Origin of the sequence: Neisseria arctica, assembly GCF_022870905.1 — a bacterium.
In the GTDB taxonomy this organism is placed as follows: Bacteria; Pseudomonadota; Gammaproteobacteria; order Burkholderiales; family Neisseriaceae; genus Neisseria; species Neisseria arctica.
This window is the reverse complement of the sequence record NZ_CP091510.1, coordinates 1,893,499-1,915,277: the sequence shown is the minus strand read 5'-3', so window position 1 is coordinate 1,915,277 and position 21,779 is coordinate 1,893,499. Positions and strand designations below refer to the sequence as shown.

At 44.3% G+C, this 21,779-nt stretch carries 18 protein-coding genes, 1 rRNA gene and 2 pseudogenes; 14 read left to right on the top strand and 7 right to left on the bottom strand.

Annotation, left to right across the window (positions count from 1 at the left end; translation table 11 throughout):
• Nucleotides 1-53 precede the first annotated feature (53 nt).
• Nucleotides 54-166 (top strand): 5S ribosomal RNA (rrf, locus tag LVJ86_RS08870).
• 163 nt (nt 167-329) lie between these two features.
• Here the strand turns inward: rrf and LVJ86_RS08865 are convergent.
• Nucleotides 330-713, bottom strand: a pseudogene (locus tag LVJ86_RS08865) (thiamine ABC transporter substrate-binding protein); the annotation flags it as partial.
• A gap of 271 nt (nt 714-984) precedes the next feature.
• On the opposite strand from LVJ86_RS08865, the gene groES reads away from it, so the two are divergent.
• The 9 genes from groES (at nt 985) to LVJ86_RS08820 (ending at nt 10,603) form a co-directional block, all read left to right on the top strand.
• Complete coding sequence (gene groES, locus LVJ86_RS08860) at nt 985-1,272, top strand: co-chaperone GroES (protein WP_047761187.1); 288 nt, start codon at nt 985-987, stop codon at nt 1,270-1,272.
• 87 nt (nt 1,273-1,359) lie between these two features.
• Nucleotides 1,360-3,006, top strand: coding sequence for a chaperonin GroEL (groL, locus tag LVJ86_RS08855; protein WP_047761188.1), 1,647 nt, complete (start codon nt 1,360-1,362; stop codon nt 3,004-3,006).
• A 342-nt stretch (nt 3,007-3,348) separates the two neighbouring features.
• A complete protein-coding gene (locus LVJ86_RS08850) occupies nt 3,349-5,331 on the top strand; it encodes a PhoX family protein (protein ID WP_047761189.1) in 1,983 nt (660 codons plus the stop codon).
• Nucleotides 5,332-5,718: 387 nt separating this feature from the next.
• On the top strand, nt 5,719-6,468 hold the full coding sequence (locus tag LVJ86_RS08845; RefSeq protein ID WP_047761190.1) for a Nif3-like dinuclear metal center hexameric protein: 750 nt from the start codon (nt 5,719-5,721) through the stop codon (nt 6,466-6,468).
• Nucleotides 6,469-6,589: 121 nt separating this feature from the next.
• Nucleotides 6,590-7,171, top strand: coding sequence for a ubiquinol-cytochrome c reductase iron-sulfur subunit (gene petA / locus LVJ86_RS08840; protein ID WP_047761191.1), 582 nt, complete (start codon nt 6,590-6,592; stop codon nt 7,169-7,171).
• A 17-nt stretch (nt 7,172-7,188) separates the two neighbouring features.
• Entirely contained in the window at nt 7,189-8,538 is a 1,350-nt protein-coding gene (locus LVJ86_RS08835; RefSeq protein WP_047761192.1) for a cytochrome b, read from the top strand.
• Nucleotides 8,539-8,552: 14 nt separating this feature from the next.
• A complete protein-coding gene (locus LVJ86_RS08830; protein WP_082131259.1) occupies nt 8,553-9,341 on the top strand; it encodes a cytochrome c1 in 789 nt (262 codons plus the stop codon).
• Nucleotides 9,342-9,548: 207 nt separating this feature from the next.
• Nucleotides 9,549-10,154: a glutathione S-transferase N-terminal domain-containing protein gene (locus LVJ86_RS08825; RefSeq protein ID WP_047761194.1), complete on the top strand. Its 606-nt coding sequence runs from the start codon at nt 9,549-9,551 to the stop codon at nt 10,152-10,154.
• Nucleotides 10,155-10,177: 23 nt separating this feature from the next.
• Nucleotides 10,178-10,603 (top strand): ClpXP protease specificity-enhancing factor, encoded by a 426-nt coding sequence (locus LVJ86_RS08820; RefSeq protein WP_047761195.1) that lies wholly within the window; start codon nt 10,178-10,180, stop codon nt 10,601-10,603.
• A 161-nt stretch (nt 10,604-10,764) separates the two neighbouring features.
• On the opposite strand, the gene LVJ86_RS08815 is transcribed toward LVJ86_RS08820, so the two are convergent.
• Genes LVJ86_RS08815 through tsaB form a run of 3 tightly spaced genes read right to left on the bottom strand, consistent with a single transcriptional unit; the run spans nt 10,765 to nt 12,666 of the window.
• Entirely contained in the window at nt 10,765-11,553 is a 789-nt protein-coding gene (locus tag LVJ86_RS08815) for a uracil-DNA glycosylase family protein (RefSeq protein WP_047761274.1), read from the bottom strand.
• A complete protein-coding gene (rimI, locus tag LVJ86_RS08810; protein WP_047761196.1) occupies nt 11,547-11,993 on the bottom strand; it encodes a ribosomal protein S18-alanine N-acetyltransferase in 447 nt (148 codons plus the stop codon). The genes LVJ86_RS08815 and rimI overlap by 7 nt, the downstream gene beginning before the upstream one ends.
• Before the next feature lies 1 nt (nt 11,994).
• Complete coding sequence (gene tsaB / locus LVJ86_RS08805; RefSeq protein ID WP_047761197.1) at nt 11,995-12,666, bottom strand: tRNA (adenosine(37)-N6)-threonylcarbamoyltransferase complex dimerization subunit type 1 TsaB; 672 nt, start codon at nt 12,664-12,666, stop codon at nt 11,995-11,997.
• 206 nt (nt 12,667-12,872) lie between these two features.
• Here tsaB and gluQRS point away from each other — a divergent pair, with 206 nt between their 5' ends.
• Nucleotides 12,873-13,763, top strand: coding sequence for a tRNA glutamyl-Q(34) synthetase GluQRS (gene gluQRS / locus LVJ86_RS08800; RefSeq protein ID WP_047761198.1), 891 nt, complete (start codon nt 12,873-12,875; stop codon nt 13,761-13,763).
• A gap of 104 nt (nt 13,764-13,867) precedes the next feature.
• Here gluQRS and rpoH read toward each other — a convergent pair whose 3' ends face one another.
• The 3 genes from rpoH to LVJ86_RS08785 all read right to left on the bottom strand — a co-directional run bounded on the left by rpoH (nt 13,868) and on the right by LVJ86_RS08785 (nt 17,640).
• Nucleotides 13,868-14,737 (bottom strand): RNA polymerase sigma factor RpoH, encoded by an 870-nt coding sequence (gene rpoH, locus LVJ86_RS08795; protein ID WP_152667052.1) that lies wholly within the window; start codon nt 14,735-14,737, stop codon nt 13,868-13,870.
• A 377-nt stretch (nt 14,738-15,114) separates the two neighbouring features.
• On the bottom strand, nt 15,115-16,662 hold the full coding sequence (gene lnt, locus LVJ86_RS08790; protein ID WP_047761199.1) for an apolipoprotein N-acyltransferase: 1,548 nt from the start codon (nt 16,660-16,662) through the stop codon (nt 15,115-15,117).
• A gap of 99 nt (nt 16,663-16,761) precedes the next feature.
• Nucleotides 16,762-17,640 carry a DUF808 domain-containing protein gene (locus LVJ86_RS08785; RefSeq protein WP_047761200.1) on the bottom strand — a complete coding sequence of 293 codons (879 nt, stop codon included), beginning with the start codon at nt 17,638-17,640 and terminating at the stop codon, nt 16,762-16,764.
• A gap of 308 nt (nt 17,641-17,948) precedes the next feature.
• Between LVJ86_RS08785 and LVJ86_RS08780 the strand changes: the two genes are divergently transcribed.
• The 3 genes and pseudogenes from LVJ86_RS08780 to hisB form a co-directional block, all read left to right on the top strand.
• The gene (locus LVJ86_RS08780) at nt 17,949-19,697 is read left to right on the top strand and encodes a potassium/proton antiporter (protein ID WP_047761201.1); all 1,749 of its coding nucleotides are present in this window, start codon (nt 17,949-17,951) and stop codon (nt 19,695-19,697) included.
• Nucleotides 19,698-20,092: 395 nt separating this feature from the next.
• The gene (hisC, locus tag LVJ86_RS08775) at nt 20,093-21,175 is read left to right on the top strand and encodes a histidinol-phosphate transaminase (RefSeq protein WP_047761202.1); all 1,083 of its coding nucleotides are present in this window, start codon (nt 20,093-20,095) and stop codon (nt 21,173-21,175) included.
• A gap of 7 nt (nt 21,176-21,182) precedes the next feature.
• Nucleotides 21,183-21,773 (top strand): annotated as a pseudogene (gene hisB, locus LVJ86_RS08770) (imidazoleglycerol-phosphate dehydratase HisB); the annotation flags it as partial.
• Nucleotides 21,774-21,779: the final 6 nt, after the last annotated feature.

Below are 21,779 nucleotides of genomic sequence, written 5' to 3'. Positions count from 1 at the left end.
TAAATAAGTGGAATAAACCTTCCATAACGGCTTTATCAATTTGACAGTTTAAGTCTGGCGGCCATAGCGAGTTGGTCCCACGCCTTCCCATCCCGAACAGGACCGTGAAACGACTCAGCGCCGATGATAGTGTGGATTCCCATGTGAAAGTAGGTCACTGCCAGACACCCATTCCTAAAAGCCCCGGTAAAGCCGGGGCTTTTAATTTGCTTCTTGAAAAGCAAACTAACAAGTAAACAAACTAAAAAATACTGATTTCTAAAAACAGCCGTACAATCTATGGGGATTGTACGGCTGTTTGGCTTTGCTTCGGTCCTGCATACTTAGCTTTAGCGCAAAACCGTGCGTATCCAGCGGTTGACCCACTGCTGTTGTTTGCGGGTGATGGTGCTGTAACCGGGCGTACTGTGCTCCGGCGGCGGCTCTGCAAAGCTAAAGGCGAGAGGAAGGCGGGTGCCTTTGATGGCTGGGTAGACCCACATTTCGGCGGGTAGCGCCTGTTGCGCCTCGGGGGCCTGTAGAAAGGCCACCAGCTTGCCGGCCAGTGCCGGTTGGGCCGCTCCTCTTAATACCGCCGCGCCTTCTACCTGACGGTAAACGCCTCCTTTGAGTAGCAGGTTCCCTGTCGGCGGAACCCTGTATCGGCCCTTGCTGAAGAAAACCTCCGCCGCAGGACTGGTGGTGTAGCTGACTATCAATGGACGACCGCCACCACCAGATCATGTAAGATATTTGTAGTATATGAAAATTTTTATTTTTGCAGGTTACTAATTCTAAGTATTTAAATATAACCACAATTTGACTAACTTTGATTATTTTTATGAGTACAAAATAATTTTGAAAATTACTTGAATTTGTTGTATTCACCCTTATTTAGGTAAGTATTGAAATCCGGTATTTGTATTTACTGTTAGAGTACAAATACTGATTTTGTTTGAAACATCTGCCTTTGCAGGTATTGTTATATTTTATCGGAGCATACACATGACCATTCGTCCTTTACATGACCGTGTAGTTGTTAAACGCTTGGAAGCTGAAGAAAAAACTGCCTCAGGTATTGTATTGCCGGGAGCTGCTGCTGAAAAACCAGATATGGGTGAGGTAATCGCCGTAGGCGCAGGTAAAGTTGGTAAAGACGGCCAGCGTCGTTCTTTAGATGTTAAAGTTGGCGACAAAGTAATTTTTGGAAAATACAGCGGTCAAACTGTTAAAGCTGATGGTGAAGAACTATTGGTAATGCGCGAGGAAGATATCTTTGGCATTGTAGAGTAATCTGTTGTTTTAATATGAACAAAAGGCGCCATCTAAATAAGATTGGGCCTGCTTATAAATATATTTAAGTTAAAGTTGGAGATGAAAATGGCAGCTAAAGACGTACAATTTGGTAATGATGTTCGCCAAAAAATGGTAAATGGTGTGAATATCTTAGCTAATGCAGTTAAAGTAACTTTAGGTCCGAAGGGACGTAATGTAGTATTAGATCGTGCATTTGGCGGTCCACATATCACTAAAGATGGTGTATCTGTGGCAAAAGAGATTGAATTAAAAGATAAGTTTGAAAACATGGGCGCTCAAATGGTTAAAGAAGTGGCGTCTAAAACTTCGGATGTTGCAGGTGACGGTACTACTACTGCTACCGTATTGGCACAAGCGATTGTTGCCGAAGGTATGAAATATGTAGCAGCGGGTATGAATCCGACTGATTTGAAACGAGGTATTGATAAAGCTGTTGCTGCCTTGGTAGAGGAGTTGAAAAATATTGCGAAGCCGGTACCTGAAAAGTCAAAAGAAATCGCTCAGGTTGCATCAATTTCTGCTAACTCTGATGAGTCAATTGGTGCCATCATTGCCCAAGCTATGAATGAAGTAGGTAAAGAAGGTGTCATTACCGTAGAAGATGGCAAATCATTAGAAAATGAAGTAGAAGTAGTGAAAGGTATGCAGTTTGACCGTGGTTACTTATCTCCTTATTTTGTAACCGATGTTGAAAAGCAAATTGCAGGTATGGATAATCCATTTGTATTGCTGTTTGATAAAAAAATCAGCAATATCCGTGATTTGCTGCCTGTGTTGGAGCAAGTTGCTAAAACTAGCCGTCCGTTGTTGATTATTGCAGAGGATGTTGAGGGTGAAGCTTTAGCAACTTTGGTTGTTAATAATATCCGAGGTATCTTGAAAACCGTTGCAGTGAAGGCTCCTGGATTTGGTGATCGTCGTAAAGCTATGTTACAAGATATCGCTATTCTTACAGGTGGTACCGTTATTGCTGAAGAAGTAGGTTTGTCATTGGAAAAAGCTACTCTGGATGATTTAGGTCAAGCTAAACGTATTGAAGTAGGTAAAGAAAATACTACGATTATCGATGGTTTAGGTGACAAGAATGCCGTTGAAGCCCGAGTGAAAGAAATTCGTACCCAGATTGAAACTGCAACCAGCGATTATGATAAGGAAAAACTTCAAGAGCGTGTGGCTAAATTAGCCGGTGGTGTTGCCGTGATCAAAGTTGGTGCTGCTACTGAAGTTGAAATGAAAGAGAAAAAAGACCGTGTAGATGATGCCTTGCATGCTACTAGAGCAGCTGTAGAAGAAGGTGTGGTAGCGGGCGGTGGCGTAGCACTTTTGCGTGCCCGCTCTGCATTGGAAAACCTCAAAGGTAGCAATGCTGATCAAGATGCAGGTGTAGCAATTGTACTGCGCGCAATCGAGGCGCCTCTTCGTCAAATTGTTGCAAATGCTGGCGATGAACCAAGCGTAGTTGTGAATAAAGTATTGGAAGGTCAAGGTAACTTTGGCTTTAATGCTGGTACCGGTGAGTACGGTGATATGATTGAGATGGGTGTTTTGGATCCGGCGAAAGTAACCCGCTCTGCATTACAGCATGCTGCTTCTATTGCAGGTTTGATGCTGACTACTGATTGTATGATTGCTGAAATCCCGGAAGATAAACCTGCTATGCCAGATATGGGCGGCATGGGTGGTATGGGCGGCATGGGTGGTATGATGTAAGGCCGTCTGAAAAGTACCCACAAGTTTAAAGCCTGCAAACACTGTTTGCGGGCTTTTTTATTTTTTGATTCTTAAATGTATCAACATATAAAGTTTGGTTAGGGTTTAAGAAAATCAATGTATTTATTGCATTAGCTTCTTGTCATTCAATGGTAAGGAATACTGAGAACTACTTTCGCATTAAATTAATCAGGATTTGATAAAACATTTAAATATGAAGCTGATATCCTGTAGTGGCTGTAATTGAAGTGTCATCAAACGCACATAAAAATGTCATTTTAAGAAGTTATGCTTACTATGTTTTATATTTTAAGTAAAAACTCAATTTAAAAGGACAAAATCATGGGCCGACCTCTAAAAAATCATCTGATTAAAAACAGCCATGCCGATGAGATTAGTAATGAAAGTAGTAATACTGCATTTTCACATGTAATGAATGTGCATGTATCACGTCGTAGCATATTGCAGAGTAGTAGTGCGCTGGGAGTGGCAGCCGTTTTGCCATTGGGTTTATTCGGTGGCCATAGTTCTACACAAGCAGCCGTATTGGAAAGTAGGATGCAACGGGCAAAAAAGCTGAATTTTCATTCAGTGCCATTTTCAACTCAAGATCAAGTGATTGTACCGAAAGGATATACGGCTCGTGCATTTTATAAGTGGGGGGATCCGGTCGGTATTCCAGGGAAAATGCCGGTATTTAAAACAGATGCTTCTAACACTACACAAGAGCAAGCATTACAGGCTGGTATGCATCATGACGGTATGGCTTTTTTTCCTTTACCGTTAGGTTCGGAAAGCAGTAATCACGGTTTGCTGGCCATGAATCATGAATATGTTGATAATGGTTTGTTATTCAAAGATGGTACGGCCAATTGGGATTTAAACAAAGCGCGTAAAAGTCAAAATGCGATGGGCGTTTCGGTAATAGAGGTAAAAAAAGGTGCTAGAGGTTGGGATGTTGTCCGTCCGTCTCGTTATGCGCGTCGGATTACGCCGCATACTCCTATGGGTGTTACCGGGCCAGCCAGAGGTCACCGTTTGATGAAAACGCACGCTGATTCACGAGGTGAGCGTATTCTTGGAACGATGCAGAACTGTGCCAACGGCTATACTCCTTGGGGAACATATCTAACGTGCGAGGAAAACTGGAGTGATATTTTTACGAATCCGAGTGGCAAGATTACACCTTTGGAAAAGCGTTATGGTATCGGCCAAAATGATGATAGTTACCGATGGAGCGAAGTAGACGATCGTTTTAATAGTGAGAAAAACCCCAATGAGCCTAACCGTTTTGGCTGGATTGTGGAAATTGATCCGTTTGACCCTAAATCGACTCCGCGTAAACATACTTCGCTGGGGCGTTTCAAACATGAAGGTGCTAAGGTTACTGTAACGCCGAACGGGCAGCTGGCTGTTTACATGGGAGACGACCAACGGTTTGAGTATATCTATAAATTTGTATCAAAAAATAAATACCAACCAAATAATCGCGCTGCGAATATGCGTTTGCTGGAAGAGGGAATCCTTTATGTTGCACGATTTAATGAGGATGGAAGCGGGGATTGGTTACCTTTGATACACGGACAAAACGGCTTGACTGTCGAAAACGGGTTTGAAGACCAAGGTGAAGTATTAGTAAAAACCCGTATGGCCGCTGATATGCTAGGTGCGACCAAAATGGACCGCCCTGAATGGATTACGGCAGATCCGTTTATTTCAGGCAGCATTTATTGTACCCTTACCAATAATAATCAGCGTGGGCAAGCAGGTAAGCCTTCAGCCGATGCCGCCAATCCTCGCAACGATAACCGTTTCGGACATATTATCCACTGGCAGGAAAGTAATGGTGATGGTACACAAGTTACCTTTAAATGGGATATCTTGGTATTGGCTGGTAACAAAAATGCTGTAAAAGCAGAACATCAAGGCAATATTAATGGTGATGATTTCGGTAGCCCTGACGGATTGGCTTTTGATAATCGTGGTGTGCTGTGGATTCAAACAGACGTTTCTACATCAACATTAAATGCCAAAGAGTATGCAGGTATGGGCAATAATCAAATGGTTGCAACTATTCCGGGTACTAATGAGTACCGCCGTTTCCTAACCGGGCCGAATGGTTCGGAAATTACCGGAATCGCGTTTACACCTGATAACCGTACTATGTTTATCAATATCCAGCATCCGGGGGAACCGAGTGAGGGAGATACAGACCCGGCAAATCCTTTGGCTATTTCCAGCTGGCCGGACGGACCACAAGGTGGCCGGCCGCGTGCAGCAACGGTTGTTATTACTAAAGATGATGGAGGAATTATCGGTAGTTAACCGATTGAAAAGATTAAAGGCCGTCTGAAAATATTTCAGACGGCCTTTTATTTTTGGTGCATTTTTATATTTGGGCTTCGGTATAATAAAAAGTAGGAGAAGCAAACGGAAATTAAAAATAAAATATCTGATATAAAATTCTATCTGGTAAATTATTCTAACAATCGTAGTTATGCATTGTTTGTAACAAGTTATATGGAAAGGTAACTATGTATTATTTAATGCAGACAAATCGAGATGTAGTTTTCATATCGAAAACACTATTTGATTATTAATTTTGTTATAGAGCCGTTATAGTTTGAGAAGCCGGCTTTATTTGTTTAAATCTTTTTAGTTAAACCCAGGCCTGATACAGGCCGTCTGAATAGTTAGAGAATTGGAGTCCTAATGATTACACGCCAAACGTTATTAGCCTGGTGTGACGATATGTTGCAGCCCTATCTATTCAAAGATTATGCTCCAAATGGTTTGCAAGTTGAGGGTGCCGAAAATATTAAGAAAGTTGTAACGGCTGTTACTGCCAGCCATGCTGCTATTACATATGCTGCAGATAGTGGTGCGGATATGCTTTTGGTACACCATGGTATGTTTTGGAAAAATGAATTGCAAACAATTACCGGTTGGAAAAAACAACGAATTGCAACATTGTTGAAACATGAAATCAATATGGTTGGCTATCACCTTCCTCTCGATGCTCATTCCGAGTTGGGTAACAATGCTCGCTTAGCAGCACGAATGGGATGGATAACCGAGCGGCAGTGTGGCGAACAGAATCTGTTAAATATAGGCTGCCTTAACCAATCGCAAACTTTGGCAGATTTGGCAGTACAGCTTGAAAAGCAGCTTGGTAGAATCCCGGTTGTTGTTGGGGATGTTGAGAAGAAAATTAGTAAATTAGCTTGGTGTACGGGCGGTGCACAAGGATTTTTCCAAACAGCTATTAATGAGGGGGTGGATGTTTTTGTTACCGGAGAAATTTCTGAGGCGCAATATCATTTGGCTAATGAAACTGGGATCGCCTTTATCAGTGCGGGACATCATGCCACAGAACGTTACGGTATTATGGCGTTGGGGGAGGCCATAGAGAAAGAGTTTGGTGTACAAATTGATTTTTTTGACGAACAAAACCCTGCATAAAATCAAAGTTTGTCGCAAAACTTTACGTTATTTTAAATAATACTTTAAGTATCCCTATAAAATCAGGTAGAATTACGGCGTTTAATGGCTCGGTATTTCCCATAATTAGGATGACTGAATAATGGATAATAAAGAAATCAATCAAGGACGCCGCCGCTTCCTTACGCTGGCTACGGCCGGCGCCGGTGGGGTGGCCGCTCTCGGCGTGGCTACACCGCTGGTGGCCAGCTTTTTCCCATCGGAAAAAGCCAAAGCAGCGGGCGCGCCGGTAGAAATCGATGTCAGCAAAATTGAAGCTGGCCAACTGCTGACTGCAGAATGGCAAGGTAAGCCGATCTGGGTGCTGAATCGTACTGAGCAGCAGCAAAAAGATTTGCCAACCTTGGATGGGGAATTGGTAGATCCAACATCGGAAGTAGACCACCAGCCGGCAGATTGTAAAAACCCGCTGCGCTCTTTGAAGCCGGGAATTTTCGTTGCCATCGGTATCTGTACTCATTTGGGCTGTTCTCCCACATTCCGTCCGGATGTGGCTCCTGCTGATCTGGGTGCGGGCTGGAAGGGTGGTTTCTTCTGTCCTTGCCACGGTTCCAAGTTCGATTTGGCTGGCCGCGTATATAAAGGCGTACCGGCACCGACCAACTTGGTTATTCCGCCTTACAAATATCTGACCGACACCACTATTTTGGTTGGTGAAGGTTAAAAGAAAAGGGACCCATTATGGCAAACCAAAGCAATAATGAAAATAAATCATTGTTAGGCTGGGTGGACGCGCGTTTCCCTTTGTCTAAAATGATGAAAGAGCACGTAACCGAATATTACGCACCTAAAAACTTCAACTTCTGGTATTTCTTCGGTTCATTGGCTATGTTGGTGTTGGTGATTCAAATCGTTAGCGGCATCTTTCTAACGATGAACTACAAACCCGACGGTAACCTGAACCAATACCATCTTCCTGCTGCTTTTACCGCTGTCGAATACATCATGCGCGACGTATCGGGCGGCTGGATTATCCGTTATATGCACTCCACTGGTGCATCCATGTTTTTTGTTGTCGTGTATCTGCACATGTTCCGTGGTTTGATTTATGGTTCATTCAAAAAACCACGTGAATTGGTGTGGGTATTTGGCTCGCTGATTTTCTTGGCATTAATGGCAGAGGCTTTCATGGGCTATCTGTTACCTTGGGGGCAAATGTCTTTCTGGGGTGCTCAGGTAATTATTAACCTGTTTTCCGCCATTCCTGTAATCGGCCCCGATTTGTCAGTGTGGATTCGTGGTGACTTTAACGTTTCTGATATTACTTTGAACCGATTCTTTGCTTTGCACGTAATTGCTCTGCCCTTGGTATTGGTTGGTTTGGTGGCGGCTCACCTGATCGCTTTACATGAAGTCGGCTCAAACAATCCGGACGGTGTTGAAATCAAGAAATTGAAAGATGAAAATGGTATTCCTTTAGATGGTATTCCTTTCCATCCTTATTACACCGTTAAAGATATTCTGGGTGTAGTAGTGTTCCTGATTGTATTCTGTGCAATCATGTTCTTTGCTCCTGAAGGTGGCGGCTACTTCTTAGAGGCACCTAACTTCGACCCGGCTGATCCGATGAAAACGCCTGCGCACATTGCTCCGGTATGGTACTTCACGCCTTTCTATGCAATCTTGCGTGCTATTCCTTCTTTCTTTGGAACGCAAGTGTGGGGCGTATTGGGTATGGGGGCAGCAGTAGTTTTGATTGCCTTGTTACCCTGGTTGGATAAGTCACCGGTTAAGTCTGTTCGCTATCGCGGTCCGATCTTTAAAACCATGCTGGTATTGTTTGTAATATCTTTTATTGGTTTGGGTATTTTGGGGGCATTGCCTGCAACCAACGTACGTACAGTTGTGGCACAAATTTTGAGCTTCATTTACTTTGCCTTCTTCTTGGGAATGCCGTTCTATACCAAGATTGATAAAAACCGCGAAGTACCTGAGCGTGTAACCATGGGCACCAGCAAGCAACGCATGATGTTCTGGGTATATGTAGCCATCACATTGGTTGGTTCTTACCTATTTGCAACCAATATCTGATGAGGGCAGTAAGAATGAAAAAAACACTTAAAAATTGGTTTGCCGTACTGCTTTTCGCAGTTCCGATGGGGGCGGCTTTTGCGGCAGGTGGTCACGCGAACTATGAAAAAGTCCATATTGATTTGGGTGATCAAGTCAGCTTGCAGCGCGGCGCTCAAATTTTCACCAACTACTGTTTGTCTTGCCATTCGGCCTCAGGTATGCGGTTTAACCGTCTGCAAGATTTAGGTTTGACTGAAGATCAAATTAAGAAAAATTTGATGTTCACCACAGATAAAGTTGGTGATGTGATGCAGGCCGCTATGGCACCTGAGGACGCCAAAAAATGGTTTGGTGTTGCTCCGCCTGATTTGACTTTGATTGCCCGTTCACGCGGTGCAGACTACTTGTATGCTTATATGCGCGGTTTTTATAAAGATCCTACCCGCCCGACAGGTTGGAATAATACCGTTTTACCTAATGCGGCAATGCCTCATCCTTTGTGGGAACAACAAGGTATTCGTGCGGTAGAATTGGATGCTAAAGGCCGCCCTGTAATGGAAACCGATGAGCATGGTAACTTAGTACCCAAGTTATATTGGGAGTCCACTGGCTTACACAGTCGACGTTTACCCAATGGTAAGGTTATCGAAAAAGAATATGATGACTATGCCCGTGATCTGGTGAATTACTTGGTATACATGGGAGAGCCTGCCCAAATACAGCGTAAACAGGTTGGCTATATCGTTTTAATGTTCTTGCTGGCAGTTATGTTACCTTTGGCATACTTCCTGAAAAAAGAATATTGGAAAGATGTGCATTAATTAAGTAGATTATTTAAGAGGGCAGAACCAATAGGTTTTGCCTTTTTTCTTGACTTTTAACCTGATGATACGTTGGTGAAATTTATATTTAAATCAATGTCTTGAATTGATTTTGTGGAAGAAATTTAAGAAATTCTTTATAATTTGCTAACTTTGCAAATATTAAAGGCCGTCTGAAACCGAGCCTGTTTAGGAGCAGTATTTATTATGATGACTTTGTATTCGGGTATTACTTGTCCATTTAGCCAACGGTGCCGTTTTGTTTTGTTTGAAAAAGGCATGGATTTTGAAATTAAGGATGTTGATATCTTTAATAAGCCGGAAGATCTGGCCGTAATGAATCCTTACAATCAGGTACCGGTATTGGTGGAGCGTGATTTAATTCTACATGAATCTAATATTATTAATGAATATATTGATGAACGCTTCCCGCACCCTCAGTTAATGCCTGGTGATCCTGTAATGCGTGGGCGGGGTCGTTTAGTACTGTACCGTATGGAAAAAGAGCTGTTCAGTCATGTCCAAGTATTAGAAAACCCTGAGGCAGGTAATAAAGAGCAAGCGAAAGCCCGTGAGGCAATTGCACAAGGCTTGACTATGTTGGCTCCGGCATTTGCAAAAAATAAATATGTATTGGGCGAAGATTTTTCGATGATTGATGTGGCATTATCTCCATTGCTTTGGCGCTTGGATTATTATGATATCAAACTGGGCAAGAGTGCTGCACCATTATTGAAATATGCTGAGCGTATCTTCCAGCGCGAAGCATTTATCGAGGCACTTACTCCCGCAGAAAAAGCTATGCGCCGATAATGCCGTCTGGAACAGGATAGAAAATGACTACTTCTACCAAACCTTATCTATTACGTGCATTATATGAATGGTGTATGGATAATAACTATACGCCGCACATTGTGGCATGGGTTAATGAACATACGCGTGTTCCGATGCAATATGTTCGGGATAACGAAATCGTATTAAATATTGGTGCAAGTGCATGCCATAATTTGGTAATCGATAATGAATGGGTCAGTTTTTCTGCTAGATTCGGTGGCGTTGCACATGAGATATGGATTCCTGTCGGGCATGTAATCAGCTTTTTTTCTCGGGAAAATGGCGAAGGTTTAGGTTTTGAATTAGAGCCTTATGAACCTCAGAGAAAAGAAACTATCCACGTAGAGGAGGAGACGGCAGAAGCTGTTGAAGATGGCTCGACAGATAAAAAAGCCAAAGCTAAAAAAGGTTTGCGTTTAGTGAAGTAATTCTATTGAAAAATAGCCGCTCTGAAGAGCGGTTATTTTTATTCCGGCATATTGGGAAGGATGAGAAACAGCTTTTACTTATTTTTATGTAGATTTGTGATTTGCGAAATTTTATGATATTGATATTGTTTTTATTGGGCACTTACAAGTTTAACCTATCTTTACTTGAGTAATGACTGGATTTTTTTTAGTGTTTTCCAAGTTTCGGCTTTTAGTTGTGGTTGGCGAAGTAGGCGTGCAGGATGGGGAATGATAAAGTGGGGAGTATTACCGCATAAGGTGTTTAGCACATCAGATTGTTCGGGTTGTTCGAAAATTTGCCCCATTAACAATATGGCAGAGGCTTCAGCTTGCTTCAATTCGGCTTGTATACGGGGTAGAGCTGCATAGATTTGTTCGGTTGTCGGATTAGGACTAAAGATAGCTGTATTGTTTACCCAGGTAGTTTTATATACGGTGTCATTTGATAAATTAATAGATTTCAGCATGTTACTCAGTAAAATGCCAACATCCCCGCTAAATAATTCTCCTGCTAAGTTATCTTCGGGGGCAGGGCAGATGCTGACAATCATTAGCGGAACAGGTTTGATATTCGCTGTCGGGGCAACGGTTGCTTCAATTATAGATTGGCTTTGCGTGTTTTTTGAAGAATGAGCGTCGGAATATGATGCGGAAATATCTACCTGATTTTTTCGGATTGTCATGCCGGTGGACGCAGGCAGTGATCCGATGGCTGCCATAGCTGCTAACCGGGCATGATTTTCAGGTTGGGGTTGTGATGCTATATGTGAATCGTGGGGAGTCGGTATTTGCTTTGCCGTTGTAAAATTTTTCTCGGCTTCGTGGGTATTTCTTTCATGGTCGGAAGATAGTACTTTGGCTCCTCGTAGAAGCCATATTGGCCCTAAGCCCAAAGCTTCATGCAAGTGGATATAGCGACTGCTTAGCATATTTTCTCCATCCATACAGCATCTTCACGATTGCCGTCAGGTAAACTGTAATAGTGCCGGCGGCGACCACATTCACAAAAGCCGTGCTTTACATATAAGGCTTGAGCTGCTTGGTTTCCGGCACGTACTTCAAGCAGGCAGCGTTTTACAGTTTGTTCTTTAATTTTTTCAAACCATTTTTGTAGTAGCTTCGAAGCTAGGCCCAGGCGCCGGAACGCGGGGTTAACGGCAAGCAAATGTAATTCCGATTCATCGGCAATGGTTTGCCAAACGATAAACCCTGCCAAAGTTTGTTTATTTTCTATGACCCAAATTTCATTATGGCGGTTGTATAAAGCCGTCTGAAATTGTTTATCTGTCCAAGGCGAGGGATTGCCTGTCGCATCCAAATTTGCCAATGCACGGCAGTCTGCCTCTATGGCTCTGCGTATTTCCCACATACTATAGCCCTTTACGTACGGCTTGCTCTTTGGCGGTTAGCGCAATTTTGTTGCGAACATATAAAAGTTCGGCATGAGCAGGCTCAGTGGCAGGATAGCGTTGTGTTTTCGCTAATACAAGATATTTTGAGGCGGTTGGCATATCGCTTTTGCCGTTTAGCGGGGGAGGCTCTGCCAATGAAAAAGCATTGCCGATACCTTGTGGGTTGCTGGCATTTTCAGGTAAGGGAATGGCAGTGGCTTTACCGACTTGATAGTCGCTTAGCCGTTGCGAGGTGCAGGTATCGAACCATGCGTAAAACACTTCGCCCATGCGGGCGTCTGTAGCGGCTAAAATACATTCCCCTTTAACTTGATAGGCAACTGCATCTAAGCAAGGTATACCAATTAACGGGATATGAAATGGAGTGGCCAAACCTTGGGCAATACCTGCCCCAACCCTCAATCCGGTAAATGCTCCGGGCCCTTGTGCATATACGATAGCTCCTAAATCTGAAATTTTAATATCGGCTTCATCCATAAGATGACGGATATGAGGCAAAATCAGTTCAGACTGCTTGGGGCCGACATCTTCATGGTATAGGAATTGCTGGCTATCGGTATGCAATGCAATTGATAGATAACTGGTACTGGTATCAATGGCAAGGATGGGGCGGGAGAAATCTGGGAGCATAAATTTTTCGGTATCGTGTAAAACAGCGGGTATTATAACACTTCAATAGCATGGATAATGAAAGAGGCCGTCTGAAATCGTCCGGTAGACCAGTGTGCAAATTGTTATAAAATTCCCCTTCTATCTTGAATCATATTAGGATTCATTCGGAATAAAAGTTAGGGATTCAGAGTTTTAAATCATAATTTTTAATTAGTGAATATTTGATGACTAATTATATTGGACGGTTCGCGCCCAGCCCAACGGGCCTGTTACATATTGGCTCTCTATTAACGGCAGTAGCTTCTTATATCGATGCCAAAGCGCACGGGGGGAGCTGGCTGTTGCGTATGGAGGACTTGGATCCGCCTCGCGAAATGCCCGGTGCGGCCGATCATATTTTACGCACTTTGGAAGCGTTCGGCTTTGAATGGGATGGGCAGGTCTTGTACCAAAGTAGTCGGGATGCTGCTTATCAACAAGTATTAGGCTACTTGAAAGCTCAAGATTTAGTTTACCCTTGTGATTGCAGCCGTAAGGTTTGGCAGGAAGCCGCAACTATAGGGGCAGACGGATTTGTATATAACGGCTACTGTGCAACTTTGGATAAGAAACGGCTTCTAAATAAGAAGCCGGCTTGGCGGATGCGGGTGCCTAGGCAGGAGTTTGGTTTTGAAGACAGGATTGTCGGGTATTATGAACAAAATCTAGCCGAAGAAATCGGAGATTTTGTTTTATTACGCGCAGATGGCTACTGGGCATACCAGTTGGCTGTTGTAGTGGATGATGCGGAACAAGGCGTTACGCATATTGTGCGCGGGCAGGATCTCCTGGTTTCTACACCACGTCAAATATGGCTTCAAGAATGTTTGGGTATTCAAATACCCAAATATGCACATTTGCCCTTACTGGTGAATGCAAAAGGGCAGAAGTGGTCAAAGCAGACTTTAGCTCCCGCTTTGGATTTGAATGCTTGTGAGCATCTCTTAAGACAGGTATTGGCTTATTTAAACCTCCCGGAAGCACCGCAGGTGGCTCGACCAAAAGATTTGCTAGATTGGGCAGTAGGTTGTTGGGATATTTCCAACCTCCCGAAAACGGCTATTTGCACAGAGTAGCCTAATTCCGGCTTATATCTCAAAACTATAAAAATGATTAAAAGGCCGTCTGAAAATTTCAGACGGCCTTTATTTTGTAGAGACTTTAAAGATAAAGTAGCTTTTTAGACGGCATCAACCTCTTCGCTTAAAAAGCCGCGTAATTTCTGCATGGCTTTTGCTTCGATTTGTCGGATACGTTCGGCAGATACACCGTATTCTGCAGCCAGTTCATGTAAAGTCATGCCGCCATCGTCTTGCAGCCAGCGGGTTTCAACAATACGGCGACTACGGTCATCCAACTGAGCCAACGCATTTTGCAAGCCTGTGGTTTGCAGCTCGTAATGGGCTTTTTGCGCAATTTGCTGAGTAGGTTCGTTATCGTTATCGGCCAACCAATCAATGGGAGAAAAGCTGTCTTCGTCATCATTGTTTTCAGCCATGATGCCGATATCCCGCCCGGTCATGCGCTGTTCCATCTCCAGCACTTCATTTAATTTCACGCCCAGATCATCTGCAATAGCTTGTGCTTCTTTAGGAGAAAGAGCGGAGAGGCTTTTACGCATGCTGCGCAGATTGAAAAACAGTTTACGTTGGGGTTTGGTGGTGGCAACGCGAACCAGGCGCCAGTTGCGCAGAATAAATTCATGTATTTCGGCTTTAATCCAGTGAACGGCAAATGAAAACAGACGGGCGCCGCGTGAGGGCTCAAAGCGTTTTACGGCTTTCATGAGGCCGATGTTTCCCTCTTGGATGAGATCCGCTTGATTTAGGCCGTAACCATCGTAACCGCGGGCAATGGAAACCACTACACGCAGGTGGGAGAGTATCAATTTTTTTGCGGCTTCGAGATCGCCGGAGAGTTGGCGCTCGGCCAAAGAAGTTTCCTCTTCGGGGGTGAGCATGGGAATACTGTTTACAGTATGAATGTATTGCTCCAAGCTGCCGTGGCCGGTAGGAACAGGCAGGGTCAAAGCGGTATTCATGGTCATCAGTTTTTTCCTTTGTGTATGAGCCTGCTGCTTTACAGTAGCAGCGGGGCGTTTATTCTAGCATGGTTTTTAGAGTTAGAGGGTGTGCTAACGAGGTGCATTCAACCGATTGGCGTTGGTTGTTTTGAATTAGATAACTAAATTATGTATAGATTCAATGGGCAATAGGTTAAATTTTGTATTTTTTTAAAATTGATTGTTTTTTAATATTTGAGTAGTTTACTCGGGATATGGAGAGTGTGCAATGTTTGTTTGGGTAATATCATGCAAGGGGGGATTACGATATTGCCGATATGGAGAAATCCTGCTTAAGGCCTTGAAATAGATAAATTTATACTTCTATCTTTTATCTTTTTTCAATGCCTTAAGCAGGCAGATTGTTAGGGAATATGGCGGCGTTTACCGGCTGTATAGAGAATAAGGCTGAGAATGCTTAGTAAAATCACCAAAGGCCAAGAGCCACCGAGTCTCATATAGGGCGTTTCTCCTGTATAGCCTTCGATTTCGCCTTCTAACACAATGGCAGTATTGGGGGGGGCTAAGGAAATTACATGCCCTTTCGGATTAATGATGGCAGTAGCCCCGGTATTAGTAGCGCGTACCATATAGCGGCCGAGTTCCAAAGTACGTGCTTGAGATTGTTGCAAGTGTTGGAACATAGCATTGGATTTGCCATACCAAGCCATATTGCTGGCGTTGGCTAAAAGAGTAGATTGCTTGGCCGCTGCAATGAGTTCGTCACCGAAGCCATCTTCATAGCAGATGTTAAATGCAACTTTTTGGTTAGCCATTTGAAAAATTGGTTGGTTTGAGCCGCCGCGCTGGAAATCTGCCAAAGGCATATCCATGATATTGTAAAGAGGTTGAATAAGTGATGGCAGCGGCTTGTATTCCCCAAAAGGTACTAAGTGGTTTTTTGAGTAACTAGGAAATTTCGGGTTGTCCGGGTCGTAGTCGGCCAAGTTGATAACCGAATTTAAATAACCGGTTTCATTTTCAGTATATTGGGCTATACCTATGGCCAAAGCACTACCGTTACGTTTGGCTTGGTCGGCAAATTGGTTGATTAGGCCGGGCGGGAGTGCTTGCCTGATAACCGGTATGGCTGTTTCGGGCAAGATAACGATATCAGCATGTGTGTAGGCTACTTGCTCATAATAGCGTTCGATGGTTGGGGCGAATTGGTCGTCGCTCCATTTAAGTGTTTGTTCTATATTGCCTTGAGCCAGTCCTATAGTGGCGCGGGTATTGTCGGGGCGGGTAAATTGCATATTACGGGCAGAGAAGCCGGCCGATAATATGACAGCTAAAACCACTAATGCGGTAAGGCGCAGTTTGGTGTGGCCGCCGTTGTTAATGAATAAAACCAGCCATGCGCCGCAAAATGCAGTCGCAAGTGTAACCAAATGGATGCCGCCAATGGGGGCGAATCCGGCAAGCGGGCTGTTATCAGCGATTTGTGAGTATCCCAATGCGCCCCATCCGAAACCTGTAAGCAGACGTTCCCGGGCAAACTCGGTAAGTGTCCATAAAATGGGAAGTACTACCCCAATGTGCAGCCAACGGGGCAATGTAAATTTTTCCCATAGCCAAAATGCAGCGGCAGGATAAAGGGCTAAAAATGCAGGTAGCAAGAAGGTAAATGGTACTGCGTAGAGATTGGGTAGGCCGGATACATCGTGTAATGCTGTGTGTACCCAGTAGAATTGAGCCGTATATCCGATTAGTCCGAAAAAATATGCACTACGGACGGCATAACGCGGGCGACGTTCAATCAACCGGATAAGTGCGCCAAATAAAATGGGCATCAGCCAAAAATGATAATACGGGGCGAACGTTAAAGGTGTGGCTGCTGCGAATGCGATAAGTAGCGGCCAATAAATAAAGGGCTTTTTCCAATATGATTCAAGTTTTTGAATAGTATTCATAAGTATTGGGATGAATAGGTAGGAGACCGTCTGAATTGTCTTGGCCGGTTGGCGGAAGTTTCAGACGGCCTCGGATTATACTGGTTTTAAGATTGCAGTTTAGTGGGCTTGTTTTTTCGAAAACATGCGTACTATGGGCAAAATAACCAAGCAGATAAATAATCCGGTCAGTAAACCTATCACCAAATTGGCTGACATGCTGTATAAGCCATTGTTCCAGTGCATTTTTTCAAGGAAATGATGGATGAAGCCCGCATTGTGGGCAATGATGCCGCCGCCTACTAAGAACATGGCTAAAGTTCCGGCAATGCTTAATCCGCGCATAAACCAGGGCATAAAGGCAATAATGGCGCGTCCGCCGGCACGAGATAGTGCGCTGCGCTTCTTCATGAGCCAAAAGCCGATATCGTCCATTTTCACAATGCCAGCTACCAAACCATATACGAGTACGGTCATGCCGAGGCCGATAGCGGCCATGACTAATGATTTGGTCATGATGCTATAAGAGCCGACTACACCTAAGGCAATAATGATAATTTCGGCAGATAAGATAAAGTCTGTTCGGATAGCCCCTTTGATTTTGGCTTTTTCGTCAATGATTTCATCGCTGGCGCTTGGGGAGTCTGCATGAGTACTGTGCTTGTTAAGCAGCTTGTGTAATATTTTCTCGGCACCTTCAAAACATAAGAATGCGCCGCCTATCATCAGTAGTGGCGTAATCAATACCGGCAGGTATACGGATAAAAGTAAGGCAAGCGGCACCAGAATTACCTTATTGACAAAGGAGCCTTTGGCGACCGCCCATACGATAGGCAACTCTCGGTCGGCAGAAACGCCGGTGACCTGATTGGCATTTAGGGCCAGGTCGTCACCGACCACGCCGGCGGTTTTTTTTGCCGCCACCTTGGTCATCATCGCTACATCATCTAAAACAGCGGTAATGTCATCAAGTAAAGTGAATAAAGAAGCAAATGCCATGAATGATCCTGTTTGGTTGGATAAAATGACGGAAGAGGCCGTCTGAAAACAGATAGATTATACTTTTAGGCGTTCGTTTTGTATGTTTTGTGGTGTTTTAATCTATATAGATGAGTGTGTAAATCAGTAAAGAGGTTATGCAAGGCCTTTTTATATCAGGTTAAAACTTTATACTACGTTGTAGAGAGTTGACATTATTGGTCATGAAATGTTTGAAATAATAAAAAACTATGTGTTGTACAAAGGATACATATAGAAATATGCTAAAATTCTGCTAATTTATTCTTTCTGACGGTTATTTAAAACAAATGGATGGTATTAACAGTTTATTTTTGCTTGGGGGATTGCTGCTTTTCATCAGCGTGATCTCAACTACGCTGTCAGCCCGGTTGGGGTTGCCGTTATTGTTACTCTTTCTCGGTGTTGGGATGCTGGCAGGAGAGGAAGGAATCGGCGGTATTCAGTTTGACAGTTTTGTAACGGCTACCTTAATAGGTCAGTTGGCTTTAGCCGTGATTCTTCTAGATGGTGGTTTGCGTACGAAATTGGATAGTTTTCGCATCGCTTTGAAACCTTCCGCCGTATTGGCTAGCTGGGGTGTAATTGCCACGGTGGCTTTGCTGGGTGTATTCGCCACACTTTATATGGGTGTCGACTGGCGCTTGGGCATCTTGATGGCGGCCATCGTAGGCTCTACCGATGCGGGTGCGGTATTCAGTTTGCTGCGTAATAGCGGCGTACGCCTGAATCAACGGGTGCAGGCGACTTTGGAAATCGAATCCGGTGCCAATGACCCTATGGCGATTTTCTTGGTAACCGCCTTGATTGCGCTGACGTTAAATCCTGAAGAGGCTGGTATCGGTTCTTTTTTACTAATGTTGGTACAACAGCTCGGTTTGGGCTTGCTGCTGGGCTTTCTAGGCGGTAAGGTGTTGTCGCGCTTGGTGCGCCGTCTGAATCTTGCTGAAGGGTTGTATGCCCTGCTGATTGTTTCCGGCGGCCTGCTGGTGTTTGCGGTTGCCAATTTGCTCGGCGGTAGTGGGTTTTTGGCAGTGTACTTGGCAGGTATTTTGGTTGGTAACCAACGCAGCCATGCTACGGAACATGTTTTGCGGGTGATGGATGGCTTAGCTTGGCTGGCTCAAGCATCGATGTTTGTCGTATTGGGTTTGCTGGTTTCTCCCTCGCGTTTGCTGGAACACGGCATGGATGCACTGGTTATCGCAGCCTTTTTGATGTTGGTAGCCCGTCCGATAGCCGTTATCAGCAGTATTTGGCGCTTCCATTACAGCAGGCGCGAATTGGCTTATATTAGCTGGGTAGGCTTGCGCGGCGCGGTACCGATCACTTTGGCAATGATGCCGTTGATGATGGGCGTGCCGAATGCGAGATTATTATTTGACGTGGCTTTTGCCGTAGTGATTTTGTCGCTGTTGATTCAAGGCGCAACCATTCCCATAGTGGCTCATTGGCTGAAAGTTACTGTTCCTCCGAAGCCGGAGCCTGCAGACAGCCGTGAAATATGGTTGTCGGAAAGCTCTTCCGTACAGCTGTTTGCATACCAAGTGGTTGCGGATGCTGAGGTAGAAGGCATGCATCCCGATGAAGTTGCTAGGGATTTGGATTTGCTTGCAACCCGTTGTTTCGCATTGATTCGTGACGATAATCGGGTCGAGCTTTCATTGGATACTCGGTTACAGGCCGGCGATCGGGCTTGGTATATTGTGCCGGAAGACCAAATCAATGTATTGGCCAAGAGGTTTGCCGAAACCGGCACTTCCATGGGGTTGGCTCAAAGCTTCTTCGGTGAGTTCGTCGTTAATCCGGCCAGTATGGCGAGTGACTTGGCAGATGCCTACGGTTTGAGTTTGGATGAGACAGAGCGAAACCTAACATTACAGGCTTTGTTTAAAAAACGTTTCGAAGGTGTACCTGTAGAGGGTGACCGTATCGCTATCGGTCAGTTTGTATTGACTTTGAAAGAAGTGGATGCAGACGGCAATATGCGCTGGCTGGGGTTAAAGTGCCCGGTAGACGGCTCTCCGGAGGCTGTATAAATTATCTTGCAATCATTTGTTAATACTAGGAAACCACCCGTTTAGTTCGGGTGGTTTTTTGCTTTTTGAAATAATTTAGGATTCGACGGCTATTGGCTAGAGTTCGCTATATTTTAGACGGCTAGGGTAGGTATCATTTATATGAATATCAGTATATGTGGCCATATCATATTTTTAATAACGGGATTACTGGCCAGTTGCTGATAAATCTGTGTGCCTATACCGTATACGCAGTCTTTTATGATACATTTGCAGACTGGCCATCCTTTATCGGTATAAGTATTCATATTATTTTTAAAGATTAAATAATATGGGTGGTTGTTGGTTTATTTGACAGACTGCCTTGTAGTGCTTATCGGATGGGAATACGAAAATTTCAGTTGAGAGATAGATAAATGTCTGCCCTTAAAGATATTATCCGTGCCGATGTGCGTGCGATGACGGCTTATCAGGTAGCTGATTTACCTGAGGATTTTATTAAGTTGGATGCGATGGAGAGTCCGTATCATCCGTTTTCGTCTTCTCCCGAATTACTTGCCCAATGGCAGAGCAGTTTGGCTGCCGCACCTATCCATTTATATCCGAATCCGGCTACCAGCGGTTTACAGCAGGCTTTGCGCAAAGCGTTTCGTATCCCTGACGCGGCGCAAATCGTGTTGGGTAACGGTTCGGACGAACTGATTCAGTTGCTTACCATGCTGGTGGCGAAGCCGGATGCCGTTATGTTGACGGTTGAGCCTAGTTTCGTCATGTATAAGCACAACGCTGTGGCTTATGGTTTGGACTATGTAGGTATTCCTCTAAATGATGATTTTAGCTTGAACCTACCTGCAGTTTTGCAGGCTGTTGAAAAGCACCGCCCGGCGTTAGTTTTCTTAGCTTACCCTAATAATCCGACCGGTGTGAGCTTCAGACGGGAAGAAGTTATGGCGGTTGTGCGTGCGGCTCCGGGTATCGTTGTGGTAGATGAGGCTTATGGCCCTTTCAGCCGCGACAGTTTTTTAAATGAAGCTGGGCATATTGAAAATCTGGTAGTGGTTCGGACTGTGAGTAAAATAGGCTTTGCCGGTATCCGAATCGGCTATGCTTCAGGCAGCCCTGTCATTATGAATGAGTTGGCAAAAATTGTGCCGCCGTACAATATGAACCAACTTAGCTTGTTAACGGCTAAATTTGCAATGGAGCATGCGGATTTGATTGAAGCGAATACCGCTAAACTGAAGTCGGAACTCGGCAGAATGTTTTCCGAGCTCTCTGGTGTAAGCCGTCTGAAAGCTTTTCCAAGTGATGCGAACTTTATTACCATTCGCGTTCCGGATGCACAGCTTCTGTTTGATACATTGAAGCAAAACAAAATTTTGATTAAAAAATTACACGGTATGCATCCGCTTCTGGATCAATGCGTCCGCATTACGGTGGGTACGCCCGAGCAGAATGATGCTGTTTTGGCCGTGATCCGACAACTTTATGGGAATTGATTTTATGCGTACAGCAACCGTAACCCGCAATACCAGCGAAACCCAAATTACCGTTACTATTAATTTAGATGGAACCGGCGTAGGCCGTTTTGATACGGGCGTGCCATTTTTAGAGCATATGCTTGACCAGATCAGCCGACACGGCTTGATTGACTTGGACATTACTTGTAAAGGCGATTTGCATATAGATGATCACCATACGGTTGAAGACATCGGTATTACTTTGGGACAGGCTTTAAAACAGGCGCTGGGCGACAAAATGGGCATCCGCCGTTATGGTCATAGTTATGTGCCGTTGGACGAAGCTTTAAGCCGGGTTGTGTTGGATTTATCCGGCAGACCCGGCTTGGAATATAACATTGAATTTACCCGGGCTATGATTGGTCGTTTTGATGTAGATTTATTTAGTGAATTTTTCCACGGTTTGGTAAATCACAGCATGATGACCCTGCATATTGACAATCTGCGCGGTTACAATGCCCACCATCAGGCAGAAACCGTATTTAAGGCGTTTGGACGTGCTTTGCGTATGGCGGTTGAATTGGACGAGCGTATGGCAGGCAAAATGCCTTCTACTAAGGGAACACTTACGGCTTGATATTGC